This is a genomic window from Dyella japonica A8 (assembly GCF_000725385.1).
Taxonomy (GTDB): Bacteria; Pseudomonadota; Gammaproteobacteria; order Xanthomonadales; family Rhodanobacteraceae; genus Dyella; species Dyella japonica_C.
In genome coordinates this window covers 330,754-347,478 of sequence record NZ_CP008884.1, presented here as the reverse complement: position 1 = coordinate 347,478, position 16,725 = coordinate 330,754, and the positions used below count along the sequence as shown (strand labels likewise).

The window sequence follows — 16,725 nt, the reverse complement described above, 5'->3', positions numbered from 1 at the left end:
GGCGCGGTAGCCGCTCACGACCTCCCTTCCTCAAGCAGATACGGCACGGATCGAATGATGGTCAGTCCTCCTGTTGACCCTGCACTTGTTTTTGCATGGCAAGCGGCGCACTCGCTGGCACGGAAATCCCCACCACCGGTCCACGACCGTGGCGGCTTCAGGGTGGATACCCATTCGGAAAAAGAAGTGAAGCGCTGGGTTTTTCCGAAACTCTGCGATGGGCTGTACGAGGTGGCTCGCGAGATCTCCAGCCCGCGGCACTACCTGAAGCTGTGCGGCAGCGACGAAGAGCTGCGAAGCGCCTTGCCGACGGGGTGGCAAATGCAGCCGCAGAACTACCTCATGGCCGCCACGGCGGTGGTCCGCGATACCGGCTCCCTACCCGACGGCTACAGGCTGGCATGGCATCAGGATGGGCCGGTGTGCCGGGTGCATATCCTCGCGCCGAACGGCGACCTCGCCGCCAGCGGCACGGCGGCGGAAACCATGGAGGCCTTCATCTACGATCGCATCGAAACAGCATCGGATCACCAGCGAAAGGGCTTGGGCATGGCCGTGATGCATGCACTAGGGTCGGCGAGGAAGTCCTCCACCGGTCCCCAGCTGCTGGTGGCCACGGACGAAGGCCACAGCCTGTATGTGCGCCTTGGCTGGACAGTCATCGCGCCCTTCGCCACGGCGATGATTCCTGACAGGGAACCCTAGAGGCCCAACAGCAAGTAGCCCGGATGAAGCCCAGCGAGAACTCGGGGTGGCTTCACGGTGACGACCCGGTGAAGCCAAGACTATTGGCGATTGCCGTTCTGAGCATGCTTGAGGGCAACGTGCAGCGTGATCCCGGATGACGCCGCTGGCTCCATCCGGCCTACTTGATCCGGCGCGGCGTCGCGAGGTGCGCTTTCGACCCAACGCGGACATCGCTAAAGTGCAAACCATAGGCGATGGAGGGGCCTGAATGGACTACGTATCAAGTGTGCTTGACGACTCCGTCGTCGTGCATTGCGAGTCTGGCTGTCTTGACGGCAAGTTTGGATTACCCGCCAATGCAGGACCGACCCTGGCACTGCCTTATGCAGACAAAGTGGAGCTGGCCAGTGTGCTGACTGCTCTTCAGGCACTAGGCATGCCATTCGTTTCCGCCGGTCCGTTGGCGCCATCAGACGTCTTTGAGTTTCTCCGTGACGAAGGCCTGGTCACGGGACGAGTACGCGGCATCTCGTGGCGAAGCCGGGGAGATCCGGTCTTGGATGACGTTTAGACGAGTGTCCGCTTCCGACCCAAAGCGGACTCAGTGCGGGCTGGGGTTTGAGGTCAATAAGGGGGGCTGATGGGTTCCAGCATTTCGTTCTATGGCAGTGAGGCCGATTGCCGGTTGCTTGAGTCCTATGCGGAGACGCTTGGACTACACCTCATAGCCCCCGTGGCTGGAAAGACGGCGCCGGCCTTGGCCAAAGAAGGCTCCTATTGCTATCTCTCAATGCGCGCGGTCGAAGAACTTCACCCTTATGGAACGCCATTGAGATATACCGATGCAAAGGACCCATTGCTTAGATTCATGCGGCCTTACTACGCAGATCCTTACCTAGTCCTTGGGCACATCTACAGATCTACGGATGTCGCCAGCATCTCCTCGCTGACGGACCTGCCGTTTAGAGGTATCAAACGCTGGGTTAAGGCCAACTGGGCCAAGCACGGGGATCTATACATAGGTCCTGGTGCCGGCGAACTCATTGCACGAGGCGCTCAGATGGTGAATGTCTTACCCGGTACGGCCAGCTCTAAAGTGGTTGAGTACTAGATTGGGCGCGGATTGGAATTGGAAACGGTAATGTCTGCCTCCGAGCCAACGCCTACGGAAAAAGGGGTCAGAGTGCTTTTTTTTCTCACTTAGATATCCCAAAGAGCCAGAAAATCACTCTGACCCCTTTTCTTCCGATGAGGCGCACGTACCGGTATGGGCCGGGGTCATTCCCATGGAAACGTCTTTGACAGGTAGCCGCGTGGCGCCGGAGGTTCCTGAGTCCATTACGCTGCCAAGCACCTTGGGAGACTTGATCGCTTCAGGGCGACTTCGGTAGGTAACAGGGACTCATGATTTGGGTCCGCCTTCGACTCATAGCGGACGTCGCATGGGTAACGCAATTGGAGATCGCCTTGGTTCTATTCGCGCTCACGAAACACGGTTTGGCCGAAATGCTCGATCTTGCTCGGGGTGGCCGCTCGGCAATCTGGGTAAATGACGGCCTATTGGATGCTGTGAAGCTGGGTCAGTTGCGTGCAGACGGCTTAGATCTGACGAACTTCGTCAACTGGATTGATCCGGCGGACCAGGAGGCGGTTCAAGGTGCCGTGGAAACCATCCGAGAGCACCACCCCAATCAAGTCCTGTATATCGAGCGGACGTAGTTTTAAGGTCCGCTTTCGACCCGCGGCGGACGTTTCAAAACGAGGCAGGGGCACTTTCTCAAGCGACAGCGTACTCACCCTTGCGGATAGCCGGACGGATCGGCAGCGTGAGGTCGCCAGCGATGAACTGCAGTTCGCCGTCCTGGATCAGGCATTGCAGGCGCATGGTGCGCTCGCACAGGGCAGCCAGTTGCTTTATGTCGGCGTGGTCGATGGCGAGCACGCTGAGGTTGTCGTGGCGGGTGAGCGTGCTGGCGATCTTGCTCCACCAGACGTCGACGGCATGGCCGCCATACGCCAGCACCACGACGTGCCGCGACTGGTTGCAGGCTTTGCGCAAGCGTGTTTCATCAGGCAGGCCGACGTCGATCCACAGCTCGATCTCGTCGGTATAGGCCTTGCGCCACAGGGCCGGTTCGTCGGTGTCGCTGAGCCCCTTGCCGAACTCCAGCCGTTCGTCGGCATACAGCGTGAACGCGAGCAGGCGCGCCATCAATCGCTCCTCGGTTTCCGACGGATGCCGGGCGAGGGTCAATGCGTGGGTGGCGTAGTAGTGCCGGTCCATGTCGCTGATCGACAGTTCGGCCTTGTGAATGGTGGCGGTGAGGGCCATGGGGGCACTTGAGTGGGCGTAAAGCGAGCATTTTACGCGGCTTTGCCCCGGGGGGGCGGAAAGACACCCGGGGCCATGCTAGAGCCGCCCGTCTTGCGGCCATGCCAGGAGGTTGGCCGTAGTCGTCCATCGAATGCAGAGTCATGTTCGGCGAGGTTGGCTCCGCGCCAATTTTTCCAGTTGCTAAGGTCCGCTTTCGACCCAAAGCGGACATTTTTGTTTCCCTCGGACAGGGGGATTTTGAAATGGATAGCCAGCTCGAAGGCGCTACAGCAGATGCCCATATCGCAGCTCGGTTGCTTGCCCAATTCCTGAGGAGTGATGGGTTGAACGGGTAGGCCGAAAGGTTCGAGAGGATTGCGGTAAGCGTTGAGGGTGGGCGGCGCCGCGCGCCGAAAGTCGGTGACCTGCCTTTTGCTAAGACGGTGCTACGGATCCAGCCCTATTCAGAAGAGGCGTTGATTTCCATATCGCCGTGTTACTCAGAACTGGAGGGCGTCGGGTATGCTTTCGTCATGACACCACGCCAGATCCATGCCGCCCGCTATGTCACGCCGTTGCGCGAAGGCGGCTCGTTGCCTGCCGTCATCGAGGGCGATGACGACGGCTTGTACGTGCTCAAGTTTCGCGGCGCGGGGCAGGGAGCGAAAGCTTTGGTCGCCGAATGGATCGCCGGCAGTCTCGCCCGCGCATGCGGGCTGCCCGTGCCGGAAATTGTGTTCGTCGAACTCGACGCCGATCTGGCGCGCACCGAGCCCGATCCCGAGATCCAGGATCTGATCCGCTCCAGCGCCGGGCTCAATCTGGCGCTGGACTACCTTCCGGGCGCGATCAATTTCGATCCGGTGGCCGAACAAATTGACGGGACATTGGCTTCGCAGATCGTGTGGCTCGATGCCTTCGTTAGCAACGTCGATCGCACGGCACGCAATCCCAATCTGATGGTGTGGCACAACAGGTTGTACTTGATCGACCACGGCGCCGCACTGTATTTCCACCATGCCTGGAACGGTCGCGATGTCGATCCCACAAAACCGTTCCCATTGATCCGCGATCATGTGCTGCTGTCGTCGGCCGACCGTCTCGCCGCGATCGATGCGGCGATGGCCGAACGCCTGACGCCGGCGGTGATCGAAGACATCGTCGCAGCCGTACCGGACACGTGGCTGCAAGGTCCGGATGCATTTGCCGATGCGGCGACCCAGCGCGCGGCGTATAACGATTACCTCGTCCGCCGCCTCGCGGCCCCGCGGGCCTTCGTACAGGGAGCCATTGATGCGCGCGCATGACAGCTACGACTACGCTGTGATCCGCGTCGTGCCGCGGGTGGAGCGCGAGGAATTTATCAACGTCGGCATTCTGCTGTCTTGCGCGGCGACGCAATACCTGGAAGCTCGCATCGAGCTTGACGAGGCGCGATTGCGCGCGCTCGATCCCGCCATCGATCTCCCCGCCGTGCGGCGTCACCTGCAGAGCTTTCCGATCATCTGCCGCGGCGGCCCCGACAGCGGGCCGATCGGGCAACTGCCGTTGCGCTCACGTTTCCATTGGCTGACCGCCAAACGCAGCGCGATCATCCAGACCTCGCCGGTGCACACTGGGCGTTGCACCGACCTGCCCGCGATCATGGAGCATCTGCTGGAGCGGATGGTTCGCGTCGGCAAAACCTAGATCGCCGGACGGCGTTATCGATGACAGCCAATAGCGTCTGACCGTTAAACGACGAGCGAAGGCCGCACAAGTGCATCAAAGAGAAAGCCTCCGCGTGAGCGGGTTTTTTCGTGGACACGGCGGGAACAAGTGAGGCAGGGTGTTGACGCGCATCCAGGACTGGCACATTTCCGCTTTCGACCCAAGGCAGACTTCGCAGGGCGCATCTAAAGAGGAAGCATCATGCGAAAGACGGGGATATGGCTTTCGATGGCACTGGCCGCTGCACCCTCATGTGTATTCGCCGAGGGCTGCGTGACCGGCGTAGGAGTCGTCGGCACGAGACATGCGGACAGTTCGGCCATCGGCGAAGTTGTTTTCGTCAACACATATGCAAGCATCAAGGCCTGTAACGAATCGATGGCTGAGGCCTCCAAGAATCCGTTCGCCCACCCGGCGCCGGAAGGGTCGGCGCCTTTTGCTAGCTTCACCTTTGTATGCAAGCTGCCCAGCAGTTGCAATCCGCCGGGTGCTGGCCAAGTCCAGCCATTTCACAAAGTGCTCGTCTGGGCGAAATAATGGAGTTGGGAATGCCCGCCTTCGACCCATAGCGGACACCGAAGGCTAGGGACATTGGGACACCAACTGGGATCGGTGTAAACAATGAGGAGATCTATCGCATGATCTCTCGGATTGTCCTGTTGCTCGCGTTGAGCGTTGCCAACACGCAGGAAGCACAGCCTCTCGCCCATGCATTCCCCAAATGTCCAGTAGTGGAGAACGACTCCCAACTCGCGGAAGCCGCTGCCTTCAACAAGAGCTCTTGGCAAGGCCCAATTGGCGTCCAAGGAGTTGAGCGCTCAAATATGAAGACCAATGCCGATGGGGCGCCGATTCCCTTCGGGAAGTTCAATGATCAGTGGCTTGAGTTCAAACGTTCGATGAAGCCTGGTGATCGCATCTACTCGGCAGCGCACACCGAGGGGGTGTATCTCCAGGTCTATATGTTGGTCAGGGGTGGGTGCGTCGCCCGATTTGGCACTATGACTGTTTTGAGCTGAGAGGCCACGGCCTGCTTTCGACCCAAAGCGGACACCAACACATGGGGATAGACGTGACCAAGAGCCTCGTTTGCTGCGTTGCGGCACTGGTGTCCGGCTGCGCTATCTTCGGCGGCGACAAGCCGATTCATGTCATGGGTCTAGTGCCGGTGCAAAGTTCTGCGGAGCAATCGAGCTGCTTCCTCACAATGTTCCACGCAGAGTCAAATCAGCCCGCCTCCAGTCGTGCTGTGCAGGCTAAGTTTTCAACTGAGTTCGTAGTTCCAGCGCAAGCCAAGCCCTACTACTTTGTAGCCAAGTGTCAGGACGGTCGCGAGTATCAATCAGCAACAATTGATGCAGGCGGTTCGGGAACCTACGGCAAGCTTTTCGATTTGGGCACACTTGCCGAAAAGTAAGAGGTCTAATGTCCGCTCTCGACCCAAAGCGGACATTCGTGAGGCGGCTCGTCACAACAACCGCATCGCCCGAAAGGCTGTGAGACACTATTCGTGCCGCCATCGAGCAATCGGAGGTCACATGTTTACCGTATTTCTGATCTTGGCGATTTTGGTTGTTTCAGTGGGTGGCGCAGCAGTGGCGCCACGCCTGTTTCATCTCACCAAGAACGACAAAGACAAGTAGTTCGTTTGGCGGGCGCAAGCTTGTTGCTCATCTGATTGAAAGTCCGCTTCCAACCCAAAGCGGACACCAGGCAAGTGCATGGAAGATTTCCAGTTCCATACCAAGGAGGTTGGTTGGCTATGAAAATGCGTTCGATGTCGTTGAAGTCGATGAGCACCCCGGTGATCGCCATGGCGATCACCGCTTCGTTTGTATCGGTCGTTGCGGCGGACGGGATTCACGATCCTCTCGCCAACAGTCCGCAGGGCGGCGTGGTCGTCGAACCTTCTTCTCACGATGGCGGAACGAGCGCCACGGTCTCCTTCGAGTATTTTCCTAACGGGAGCATCCGGCGTATTCAGATGCACTGCTCTCAGGGCACGGTTCCCCGCATTGAATCCGAAGGTGGGGTCATAAGGCAGTCCTGCCAGCAGGTTGCCGATCAGTCGGGCCAGCCGGTGCCATCACGATAGCGGATGGGAAAAGAAGGGTACGTCCGGTGTGTTTGACTGTCTTCGACCAATGGCCTCTTCAGCCTCGGCCTGAGACATGCAGGCAGGCTGGTGAAGTGGGCTGCGCCATGTTCGCTTTCGACGCAAAGCGAACACCCTGCACTAAAGCAAGCGCGCGAAACGCGGGCTAAACCCGTGGCGATGCATCTCGATATATCTGGACGCTGCGCCTGCTGATCCGCGTTCCGCCAGGAACATGCCCCTACCCTGATTTCGGGGGTACCCCCGTTGACCGGGGCGGTTCGATAATGTGACGCTTCTCACTTCGTCCCTGCCACGGGGCGTGCGCTCGATCCCGTTCACGGCAGGGGGCTCCGTGTTCCAGTGCGACCATTCCATGGCGGGCCTGCTGCGCGCGGGCGCCACGTTGCCATCCGCGCCGTTGCGCCAGAATCCTCGTTTTCGTGCGGGCATGAGCGGGCCACAGGCTGTTCTGTCCGGGGCCTTTCCGGGCGGGATGCGTGCGCGCCGTGGGTTCTCCGTGCTCATCGATGACGCGCCATGCCAGCGCATCGCGCATGGCGTGTCCGCCAGGGCCATCCACGATTTCCTCGGCGAGCCGCCGTTCTCGCACGATGGAAATCACGTCGTGCACGACGCCGGCAACGCCGACATCCATGGCGGCACGTTGGCGCGGCAAGCGGTGCGTGCCGCGGTGAAAGCCGGCGAATGGACGTCCATCCTGGCGTCCGGTCTGTTCGGTTGCTTTGCCAACGGCGCCTGCTGGCGCCATCCCACGTTCAATCCACGACGTGCGCGCATCGCCTGAGCGCGCGCGGTGGTCGCCATTTGCCATAGCTCAAGTTCACAGGGGAAACACCATGAATCGCATTTATCGCCTCGTCTGGAACCGTGCGAGACAGCAATGGCACGTTGTCAGCGAGATGGCACGTGCGCGTGGCAAGGCGGGCCGCACGGTCGATGCACGGGTGCGCCAGGGTGGCGATCATCGTTCGGGTGTGTGGCCGGTGATGCTGGGACTGGCCTTGCTCGGTGCGGGGGTGCCCGTCGCCGCCGCGCAACAGCTCAGCGGCCAAGGGGGCACGGGTACGCTGGGAAAGGGCAATGGCGGTAGCAATGACAGTGGCGGCAGCTCGAACACTGGCGTGGCGGATGGGTCTGTCTCGTCGCAAGGCACGGGTGGCTCCGGCGGCGGAACCGGCGGTGGAGCCGGTGGCGCGGCGGGCTATGTATCCAATGCCAACGGCATGTGGACGTCCTCCGTCACGGGTGTGGCAGGTGGGGCGGGTGCAAGCAATGCGGGCGGTGGCGGTGGCGGCGACGGGGTCTACATCCCCTCCGGTGCGCAGCAGAACGACTCGATTACCGTCTCCACCGTTGTGACCGGTGGTGCCGGTGGTGCCGGCGGTGCCGTGGGTGCCGGCGCCACGCTTGGCGCGGGTGGCGGCGGCGGCGGTAATGGCGTGGAGGGTGGGCTCAGCCAGCTCACCAATTTGGGAACCATCCAGGGCGGGGCTGGCGGCGCTGGCGCAGGCCCCTCTGCCACGGGGGCGGGTGGCGGCGGTGGTGGTGGTGGCAGTGGTGTTGTCGCAACGGGAGCGACCATCACCAATGACGCAAGCGGCAAAATCTACGGTGGTGCGGGCGGGGCCCCCGGCGGCGCTGCCACGGGTGGTGCGGGCGGCGCGGGTATCACGGGCAGCGGACTCACCGTCGAGAACTACGGTCTGATTGCAGGCGGCGCCGGTGGCGCGGGGGTTTCACAGGGGCGGCCTATCGGTCACGCGGGTGCTGCCGGCGCGGCGGTGGAATTCACGGGCGGCAGCAATTTGCTGGGCATGTACCAGGGCTCGCAGATGACGGGGTCCATCCAGGTCGACAACGGCGCTATCGCCCGGATCGATGCGTGGAGCTCCATGACGCTCAATGGTGGCGCCGTGATCAATGGCGCGACCAGCATCAACGTTCTCGGTGCCTACGTGCTGACGGAAACCGGTGTGATCTCCGGTAGCGCCGGCCTCAGCCTTTTGGCCGGCAAGCTGGTCCTGGCGGCCGCGGAAACCTACGGCGGTGGCACCGCCATCTACACGGGTACCTTGCAGGTCGGTACGGGGGCCGCCGGTGGTGACGGCGGGCTGGTCGGCAGTGTCATGGACAATGGCGTGCTCGTATTTGCCAACACAGGCGCCACGACCTTCGCAGGCAATATCACCGGCAGCGGCAGCGCGATCCAACAAGGCAGCGGCACGCTGACCTATACGGGCGTCAGTCAGGGGGTCGCCTGGAGTGTGGCGTCTGGCAGCACCCTTCAGGCTGGCGATGGCACCACGGCCAGCAGCATCACCGGTGCCGCTGGCGTCTTGAACCGCTGGGGCACCGGCGGCACGGGCGCAGCCGGTATCGCCGCGCTGGGCGGCTCGACCGTCAATGTTCAAACAGGGAGCACGGTCACCGGTGGCGTGGGCGGTGCAGGCGCGATGGTGTCGGGCGCCTTTGGCGGTACCGGTGGCGCGGGCATCACGGGCAGTGGTTTCACCATGGCCAACACGGGCAGCATCAACGGTGGCCAAGGCGGTGCGAGGGGCATGCTTCCCGGTAGCGGGGGCGTGGGTTTCGTATCCACGGGCGGAAGTTCGGTACTCAATGCCGGAGGCATCAGCGGTGGCGTCATGGGCGATGGCAGCGCGCCGCCTGCCAACGCGGTGGCTTTTTCCGGTGGCGGCAACACGCTGATCCTGGAAAACGGCTTCAGCTTCACCGGCAACGTGGTGTCCACCAGCGGCAGCACGAACGGCGGCGACACGCTGACGCTGGGCGGTAGCGCCAACGGGTCGTTCGACCTTTCCCAGATCGTGGCCGCTGCGCCCGCCAGCTGGACGGGCACCGTGCAATACAGCGGCTTTGCGAACCTCGCCAAAACCGGCAGCGGCACGTGGATCGTCACCGGCAGCACGGCGTCCCCCGCGCCATGGACCCTCAGCGGCGGCATCTTGCAAGTGGGCAGCGGCAGCAGCGGCGGCGATGGCGCGCTTGGCGGCAACATCACCGACAACGCCGCGCTCGTGTTCGACAACACGGCGGCCACGACCTTCGCCAGCGCCGTCTCGGGTACCGGCACAGTCACCCAGCAAGGCACGGGCGCCTTGACCTATAGCGGAACCAGCCAGGGTGCGATCTGGAACGTCGCCTCCGGCAGCGCCCTCCAGGTAAGCAGCGGCGCCACCATCACGGGCGGCAACGGTGTGGCCGGTGCCAACGGCGGCAATGGCGCTGACTCCAGCAACGGCAGTGTTCCCGGCGGCGGCGTCTGGGGCGGCACGGGTGGCAATGGCAGCACCGGTGTCGACATCACCGGCAGCAACGCCATGCTGACCAACCAGGGGTTCCTCAATGGCGGTAGCAGCGCCATGGGTGGCAACGGTGGCGCTGGCGGTGCGGGCTGGTCGTCCTCCAACTCACCCATGGGCGTGGGTTTTGCGGGAACGGGTGGCAGCGGCGGCGGGGGTGGCAGCGGTGGTCAGGGCGCGACGGCTCTTTTGCTGTCGGGGGCGGGTGTCACGGTGACCAATAGCAGCACGGTGGCAGGCAGCGGCGGCAGCGGCGGCGGCAATGGCGGTGCCGGTGGAACGGGCGGTTATGGCGATTTGATCCCTGGGCAGTTGTCCCAGGGTGGTACCGGTGGCCTCGGCGGCCGTGGCGGCGCCGGTGGTAGCGGCGGCGAGGGTGCCAGTCTCGGTAGCACCGGCATCAGCCTCACCAACACCGCTGCCATCACGGCAGGCAATGGGGGTAACGGCGGCAGCGGCGGTAGTGGCGGCAATGGCGGCTCGGCTTACGGTGGCCCGGCCGATGACGGTCCCAATGGTGCCGGTGGCCAGGGCGGTTCGGGCGGTAGCGGTGCCGTGGGCGTCAGCCTTGCTGGCAACGGCACCACCCTGACCAACAGCGCCAGTGTCACGGGCGGCGCGGGTGGCAATGGCGGCGCCGGAGGCAACGGGGGCGCGGCGCCCACCATCAACGGCGGCCAGGGCGGGGTTGGCGGTGCAGGCGGCAACGGCGGCGCCGGTGTCAGCCTGAGCGGTAGCGGCGCCAGCCTGGTGAACAGCGGCAGCATCAGCGGCGGTGCGGGCGGCAGCGGCGGCAACGGAGGCGCTAGCTCGTTCTCCGCCGGGAGTGCGGCCAACGGCGCCGCGGGTGTGGGTGGCGTGGGCGTGGTCAGCCTGGGCGGCGCCTCCATCATCACCAGCGGCGCGATCAGCGGCGGCGTGGGCGGTGGCGTGCAGGCCGACGCCGTGGATCTCTCCGGTGGCGGCAACACGCTGACGCTGGAAAACGGTTATGCCTTCACGGGCCATGTGATCTCCACCAGCGGCAGCACCAACGGCGGCGACACCTTGGCGCTGGGCGGAAACACCAACGGTACCTTCGACCTTTCGCAGGTGGTTATCGCACCACCCGCCAGCTGGGCCGGCACCGTGCAGTACGCCGGTTTTGCCGGGCTTGCCAAAACCGGCAGCGGCACGTGGATCGTCACCAACAGCACGTCCTCCGCGGCACCATGGACGATCAGTGCCGGTACGCTGCAGGTGGGCGACGGCACGCACGACGGCGCGCTGACGGGCGCGATCACCAACAATGCCGCGCTGGCGTTCAACGACATTCATGCCAGCACGTATGCAGGCATCATCTCGGGCCCGGGCACGGTGCATCAGCAGGGCACCGGCACGCTGACGCTGACCGGCGCCAACACCTACACCGGTGCCACCCTCATCAGCGCGGACACCCTGGTATTGGGCAGCGCGGGCAGCATCGCCCATTCATCGGATGTAGTCGCCAACGGCATGTTCGATATCTCCGCGACCCCCGGGGCGTCGATCGTTTCGCTGGATGGCAACGGCACCGTGAACCTGGGCAATCAAACCCTGACCCTGACCCTGGCGGGCGGCCATTTCAGCGGAGCCATCGGCGGAAACGGTAGCCTGGTTCTGCAAGGCGGCACCGAGACGCTCACCGGCGCCAACACGTGGGCCGGTGGCACCACCATCAACGCCGGCACGCTCGTGGTCAACAGCACCAGCCTGCCCGGCAACGTCACCAACCAAGGCGCGCTGGTGTTCGACCAGGCGAGTAATGGCACCTTCGCGGGTGCGATCGCCGGCCATGGCAGCCTGGTCAAGACCGGTGGCGCCACCTTGATCCTCGATGGCGACAGCCATGCCTTTGCGGGCGCCACCACCGTCTCCGGCGGCACGCTGGAAGTGGGCGATGTATCCACGCCATCGGCGGCGCTGGGTGGCGATGTATCGGTGGCCGCCAGCGGCATCTTGCGTGGGCACGGCAGCATCGACGGCAACGTCACCAACGCTGGCATCGTATGGCCGGGCGGTTCGGTCGGTGTGTTGACCATCAACGGCAACTACATCCAGAGCAGCAACGGCGTCTTGCAGATCGACGTGACGCCCACGCAGGCATCGTCCCTGCTGGTGAACGGCAACGCCAGCCTCGCTGGCGCCCTGGACCTGATCTATGCGCCAGGTACTTACACGGTCAACAAGACCTACACCCTGGTGCAGGCCAATGCCTTGACGGGCACCTTCAGCACGGTGAACTCATCCGGTTCCGTGCCCACCGCGCTCTATCCCACGGTGAGTTACACCGGCACCGGGGCTGATCTGACGCTGGCGGCAGCCGCGCCAGCACCTGCGCCAGCACCGGCACCTGCGCCTGCACCTGCACCGGCACCTGCGCCTGCACCTGCACCGGCACCGGCACCGGCACCGGCACCGGCACCGGCACCGGCACCTGCGCCTGCACCTGCACCTGCACCAGCACCAGCACCAGCACCAGCACCCGCACCAGCACCAGCACCCGCACCCGCACCCGCACCCGCACCTGACCCCGGCGGCCCCGCTTCTCCGGGGCCCGCTATCCGCGTGGCTCCACGTGATGGCGCGCTATACGCGAACCTGATGCGCGCCGCCAATCAGGTCGGTCAGCAGACGGTGGGCACCGTGCTCGATACCGCCTTGCTCCCCGACTCGCACTGCGATGACATCACCGCGCCTGCCCAGAACCAAACGGCCTGCCGCTCCAACGTCTGGGCACGGGCCACCGGCGACAGCCAGCAACTGGATGGAACCCCGGGTCTGCGGAGCACCGCCTTCGGCCTGCTGGCGGGCGCGGAGGACGAGTTCGCCGGTGCAGTGCACCTGGGCATGGAAGCGGGCGTAGGCCGCATCAACGGCAACGATGCGCTGGGCGGCTCTGGCCACATCGATACCGCGCATGCCGGCCTCTATGCCTATGGCAACCTCGGCTCGCTGGTGCTCTCTGTCACGGCTAGTGCAGGCATGGCGAACTATCACGTGCAGCGCAGCACCGGCATCGGCCAAAGCGCGACCCAGCCGGACGGCACCACGTATGCCGGTGGCGCGCAGGTAGCGTGGCCCCTTCAGTCGGGCGCCTGGACGATCACCCCCAAGGCGGGTGCGCTCTACCAGCACCAGCGACTGGATGGCTTCAGCGAAACCTTGCCGAACAGCAACCCGCTGGCCAGCGCTTACGCCATCCACGGCGAGCAGAGCACGTACTCCACACTGCAACCGTATGCCGGCGTGGATGTCAGCAGTTCGTTCCAGGCGGGCGGCGTGATGTACCTGCCGCAATTCACCGTGGGCTATCGCTATGACACCCACCAAGGATTACCCAGCGTGCGCGCGACGTCGCAGGATGGCACCGAATTCACGTTGGCAGGCAACCCGGCCGGTCGCGGCACCGTCACCGTGGGTGCACGAATTCACGCACAGATCGACGCCACGCTGAAGGTGTACGTCGACTATTCGGGCGCGTTTGCCCAACACCTGCATGACAACGCGCTGACGTTAGGTGTCAGCAAGCAGTTCTGATTTCTGGATAGCTGATGGTGTGGCTCGTCATCCGCAGGGAACGCGGGATGACGAGCCAGCAGCGAAAGCAGGCAGGGGCCCCGCCACCGGGTGATGGCTAACCGCCGCTACCCGGCCACGGCATGACGCCAGCCGTATCGCTCGCGCCGCTGCAGCACCTCAGAACCGATCTGTGGCGGACAGATAACGCCACTGCCCCGGCGGCAGCCGCGACATGGAAATGCGGCCGACACGCAAGCGCTTCATCGCGAGCACCTTCAGGCCCACGGCGTGGCACATGCGCTCCACCATGTCCGGTGCGACGCGCTTCAGCGCAAAGCGCAGGTGGGTTTCGTTCTGCCAGCTCACCTTGATCGGCGGCAAGGCATAGTGGTCAAAGCGTAGCCCGTGGTTGAGCAGGGCAAGGCCATCCGGTGCCAGCTTGCCGCTCACTTCCACCACCAGCTCCTGCTCGATGCGGTCGGCATCCTCTTCCAGGCGGCGCTTCACCCGCCAGTCCTGCGTAAACACCAGCAGTCCGCTGGCGCTGTCCGGCAGCGACAGCGGCGATTCCAGCCGCGCAAAGTGACGCTTCAGCAGGCGCACGCCCGAGGCATCGTCGGCGGCGTGGTTCTCCACGCTTACCAGCGCCCGCGCGGCATCCGCCGAGAGGCCAGCGGGCTTGTGCAACACCAGCGTCGCCGGTTCGGCCGCCTCGAGCCGGGCATCCGGGTCGATCTCGATGTGCTGTTCCAGCACCTTGAACTGCGGCTCCTCCACGGTCACGCCATCCACGCGCACCCAGCCGCCTTCGATATACATCTCCGCCTCGCGCCGCGAGCACTGGGCGAGGGCGGCGACACGTTTGGCGAGTCGTACAGGTTCGGTCATCGGCGTGGCCTGGGAAGCAAGGTCGCCATTATAGGCGCCGCCGACAGCGCGAACCCGTGGGCGGCGGCAGGGGCCACGCCGCCTGCACCGGTCAGCGCGCCGGTGAAAGCACCACGGAGCGTATGGCCACCGGAAGACGGCTGCCCTGCTCAAAGGGCGACGGCGGCGTCACTTCCACCTGCATCGCGTAGGGGTGCGCCGCGCGATCCCGGTGTACCGGGATCGTCTGGCTGGCGACGTCCTGCGTGCCAGCGGGGGCGCCTGCCAGGTTCAGGCGATAGCGCTGCCCATCGATCCACACATCCAGCGGCGTGGGCTGTGGCAGCGGCGTGTAGGTGACCGTGCAGGTGTAATCCGATGCCTTCGCATCGATCTGCCACATCAGCTTGTACAGCGTGGCGGGATCTTCATAGCCTTCGCCGTTGTAATTGAGATAGTGCGAGGCCTGCGCGGGCTGCAGCTGAAAACTACCATCGCGCGCGGCGGCAATCGTTGCCGGGCGCACATGCAGCGCCCCCTTGAACGGCAGCACCACGACCGGCATGAAGGCCTCCACCGTGGTGCCGCCGTTATCCGCTGCCGGCCAACCGGCAAGACGATCCAGCGGAATGCTTGCGCCGTCGGCATCGTGCCGTACCGCCACCGTGGCATCCGGCGAACCGAGTCGATAAGCCCGCCCAAGCGCGGTATCGACCAGACCCGGCAAGTGGAGCTGTCCATCCGCCGGGGGCTTCGCGACGAACAGATAGATCGCCTGCGGGCCCACGGTCGCATAACCAAAGTCCAGTGCCGCAAACGGCTGCTTGCGGGTGCCATAGATGGCTTCGCCATTGCGTTGCAGCCACGCGCCGATGCCGTGCAACACCTGCGCCTCATACGGCACAACCGAGCCATCCCCTTCCGGCCCAATGTTGAGAATGTAGTTGCCGCCCTGGCTGACAACGCGAACCAGCCGCGTGATGTTCTCGCGGATCTTGCCGGGCAGGTCAGCTCGTGGCTGCCACGAGCGATAGCCCCAGGTTTCAGGAAACATGGAAGCCGGCGCTTGCCACGGCAGCTCCATCGCCACATCGGGTTCGCTGTTGTCGCCCATCACCGCGAAGTCGCCGCGATGATTCCAGACGCGTCCGGAGATCATCGTCTGCGACTGCAGCGCATGCACGGTCTGCGCGAAATGGGCGCTTTGCGCCGGCGTCGGCTTGCCCATGTCAAACCAGATCTCCGAGATGGGGCCGTAGTGGCTCATCAACTCCTTGAGCTGAGCGACGTTGAACGCCTCCTGCGCTGGCGTGATCGGATTGCTGTTGCTCTCGATGTACGTGTTGCCACCCGGGTGATGCCAATCGATCGTCGAGTAATAGATGCCGAATGTCAGGCCCGCCCGCGCGCACGCCTCCGCCAGCTTCTTGACGATGTCCTGGTGATAAGGCGTGCCATCCACCACGTTGTACGGCGTCTGCGCCGTCTGGAACAAATTGAATCCATCGTGGTGCTTCGCCGTGATCACGATGAACTTCATGCCGGCTGCCTTGGCCAGGGCGGCGATGGCATCGGCGTCGAAATGCACGGGGTCGAACTGGTTCGCCAGCGCTTCGTACTGCTTGGGCGGCACCTGCGCATTAGCGAGGATCTGCTCGCTATAACCCTTGTCCACACGCTGGCCATGCCACATGCCACCGGCCAGGGAATACAAGCCGAAGTGAATGAACATGCCGAACTTGCGATCCTGCCATGCGGCCAACGTGGACGCGTTCGGGCCAGCGCCCGACGGCGCCTGCGGTTCATCCAACGGGCGTCGCGCCGCCGTCGGGCTGTCGGACATCCGCGTCTCCGCAGGCGCGGCCCACAGGCCCAGTGACAACACCAACATACCGGCCACCACACACCGCACGATGCCTTTCCCCGTGAACCCACCCGCCATACGCGCTGCCCCCATCGCCCCATCCCATCAAGACATTCATAGCCCGCACTTCCCGAACAGCTTGCCGCAGAAAGCGCTTGTTTAGATCGATCCAGCCGCCATGCCCAAAAAAAGGCATCACGCGATGCCCCGATACTCAGATGCCCGGCAACCCCCATCCCCGCCCGACTCTACCCCGTTTCCGCCGCACGACGCTTGTTGCGTTGCAAAAGCGTGGACGCCA

Annotated in this window: 14 protein-coding genes; 11 read left to right on the top strand and 3 right to left on the bottom strand. The window is 63.9% G+C overall.

Annotation, left to right across the window (positions count from 1 at the left end; all coding sequences use genetic code 11):
* Nucleotides 1-186 precede the first annotated feature (186 nt).
* The 3 genes from HY57_RS01425 to HY57_RS01420 all read left to right on the top strand — a co-directional run bounded on the left by HY57_RS01425 (nucleotide 187) and on the right by HY57_RS01420 (nucleotide 2,406).
* Nucleotides 187-705: a GNAT family N-acetyltransferase gene (locus HY57_RS01425; RefSeq protein WP_019466091.1), complete on the top strand. Its 519-nt coding sequence runs from the start codon at nucleotides 187-189 to the stop codon at nucleotides 703-705.
* A 622-nt stretch (nucleotides 706-1,327) separates the two neighbouring features.
* A complete protein-coding gene (locus HY57_RS21410) occupies nucleotides 1,328-1,798 on the top strand; it encodes a hypothetical protein (protein ID WP_039732430.1) in 471 nt (156 codons plus the stop codon).
* 293 nt (nucleotides 1,799-2,091) lie between these two features.
* Nucleotides 2,092-2,406: a hypothetical protein gene (locus HY57_RS01420; protein ID WP_019466092.1), complete on the top strand. Its 315-nt coding sequence runs from the start codon at nucleotides 2,092-2,094 to the stop codon at nucleotides 2,404-2,406.
* A 58-nt stretch (nucleotides 2,407-2,464) separates the two neighbouring features.
* Here the strand turns inward: HY57_RS01420 and HY57_RS01415 are convergent, their stop codons facing one another.
* On the bottom strand, nucleotides 2,465-3,019 hold the full coding sequence (locus HY57_RS01415; RefSeq protein WP_019466093.1) for a YaeQ family protein: 555 nt from the start codon (nucleotides 3,017-3,019) through the stop codon (nucleotides 2,465-2,467).
* 515 nt (nucleotides 3,020-3,534) lie between these two features.
* On the opposite strand from HY57_RS01415, the gene HY57_RS01405 reads away from it, so the two are divergent.
* The 8 genes from HY57_RS01405 (at nucleotide 3,535) to HY57_RS20690 (ending at nucleotide 13,711) form a co-directional block, all read left to right on the top strand.
* A complete protein-coding gene (locus HY57_RS01405) occupies nucleotides 3,535-4,308 on the top strand; it encodes a HipA family kinase (protein ID WP_019466095.1) in 774 nt (257 codons plus the stop codon).
* A complete protein-coding gene (locus tag HY57_RS01400) occupies nucleotides 4,295-4,690 on the top strand; it encodes a DUF3037 domain-containing protein (RefSeq protein ID WP_019466096.1) in 396 nt (131 codons plus the stop codon). Before HY57_RS01405 ends, HY57_RS01400 begins: the two co-directional genes overlap by 14 nt.
* A gap of 249 nt (nucleotides 4,691-4,939) precedes the next feature.
* Nucleotides 4,940-5,248 carry a hypothetical protein gene (locus HY57_RS21405; RefSeq protein ID WP_144240741.1) on the top strand — a complete coding sequence of 103 codons (309 nt, stop codon included), beginning with the start codon at nucleotides 4,940-4,942 and terminating at the stop codon, nucleotides 5,246-5,248.
* A 101-nt stretch (nucleotides 5,249-5,349) separates the two neighbouring features.
* Nucleotides 5,350-5,730, top strand: a complete 381-nt coding sequence (locus HY57_RS01395; protein ID WP_019466097.1) for a hypothetical protein — start codon at nucleotides 5,350-5,352, stop codon at nucleotides 5,728-5,730.
* 53 nt (nucleotides 5,731-5,783) lie between these two features.
* The gene (locus tag HY57_RS01390) at nucleotides 5,784-6,128 is read left to right on the top strand and encodes a hypothetical protein (RefSeq protein ID WP_144240740.1); all 345 of its coding nucleotides are present in this window, start codon (nucleotides 5,784-5,786) and stop codon (nucleotides 6,126-6,128) included.
* 345 nt (nucleotides 6,129-6,473) lie between these two features.
* Nucleotides 6,474-6,806, top strand: a complete 333-nt coding sequence (locus HY57_RS01385; RefSeq protein WP_019466099.1) for a hypothetical protein — start codon at nucleotides 6,474-6,476, stop codon at nucleotides 6,804-6,806.
* Nucleotides 6,807-7,095: 289 nt separating this feature from the next.
* Complete coding sequence (locus HY57_RS01380; RefSeq protein WP_200873896.1) at nucleotides 7,096-7,614, top strand: hypothetical protein; 519 nt, start codon at nucleotides 7,096-7,098, stop codon at nucleotides 7,612-7,614.
* A 52-nt stretch (nucleotides 7,615-7,666) separates the two neighbouring features.
* Nucleotides 7,667-13,711, top strand: coding sequence for an autotransporter-associated beta strand repeat-containing protein (locus HY57_RS20690; RefSeq protein WP_051821625.1), 6,045 nt, complete (start codon nucleotides 7,667-7,669; stop codon nucleotides 13,709-13,711).
* A gap of 159 nt (nucleotides 13,712-13,870) precedes the next feature.
* Here the strand turns inward: HY57_RS20690 and HY57_RS01365 are convergent, their stop codons facing one another.
* Nucleotides 13,871-14,581: an rRNA pseudouridine synthase gene (locus tag HY57_RS01365; RefSeq protein WP_026033799.1), complete on the bottom strand. Its 711-nt coding sequence runs from the start codon at nucleotides 14,579-14,581 to the stop codon at nucleotides 13,871-13,873.
* A gap of 91 nt (nucleotides 14,582-14,672) precedes the next feature.
* Nucleotides 14,673-16,403: an alpha-L-fucosidase gene (locus HY57_RS20685; RefSeq protein WP_235186599.1), complete on the bottom strand. Its 1,731-nt coding sequence runs from the start codon at nucleotides 16,401-16,403 to the stop codon at nucleotides 14,673-14,675.
* Nucleotides 16,404-16,725 lie beyond the last annotated feature (322 nt).

Excerpts from the sequence above, each read along its gene's own strand:
- HY57_RS21410 (WP_039732430.1), top strand. The coding sequence starts at position 1,328 with ATGGGTTCCAGCATTTCGTTCTATGGCAGTGAGGCCGATTGCCGGTTG.
- HY57_RS01420 (WP_019466092.1), top strand. The coding sequence starts at position 2,092 with ATGATTTGGGTCCGCCTTCGACTCATAGCGGACGTCGCATGGGTAACG.
- HY57_RS01415 (WP_019466093.1), bottom strand. The coding sequence starts at position 3,019 with ATGGCCCTCACCGCCACCATTCACAAGGCCGAACTGTCGATCAGCGAC.
- HY57_RS01405 (WP_019466095.1), top strand. The coding sequence starts at position 3,535 with ATGACACCACGCCAGATCCATGCCGCCCGCTATGTCACGCCGTTGCGC.
- HY57_RS01400 (WP_019466096.1), top strand. The coding sequence starts at position 4,295 with ATGCGCGCGCATGACAGCTACGACTACGCTGTGATCCGCGTCGTGCCG.
- HY57_RS21405 (WP_144240741.1), top strand. The coding sequence starts at position 4,940 with ATGGCACTGGCCGCTGCACCCTCATGTGTATTCGCCGAGGGCTGCGTG.
- HY57_RS01395 (WP_019466097.1), top strand. The coding sequence starts at position 5,350 with ATGATCTCTCGGATTGTCCTGTTGCTCGCGTTGAGCGTTGCCAACACG.
- HY57_RS01385 (WP_019466099.1), top strand. The coding sequence starts at position 6,474 with ATGAAAATGCGTTCGATGTCGTTGAAGTCGATGAGCACCCCGGTGATC.
- HY57_RS20690 (WP_051821625.1), top strand. The coding sequence starts at position 7,667 with ATGAATCGCATTTATCGCCTCGTCTGGAACCGTGCGAGACAGCAATGG.
- HY57_RS01365 (WP_026033799.1), bottom strand. The coding sequence starts at position 14,581 with ATGACCGAACCTGTACGACTCGCCAAACGTGTCGCCGCCCTCGCCCAG.
- HY57_RS20685 (WP_235186599.1), bottom strand. The coding sequence starts at position 16,403 with ATGTCCGACAGCCCGACGGCGGCGCGACGCCCGTTGGATGAACCGCAG.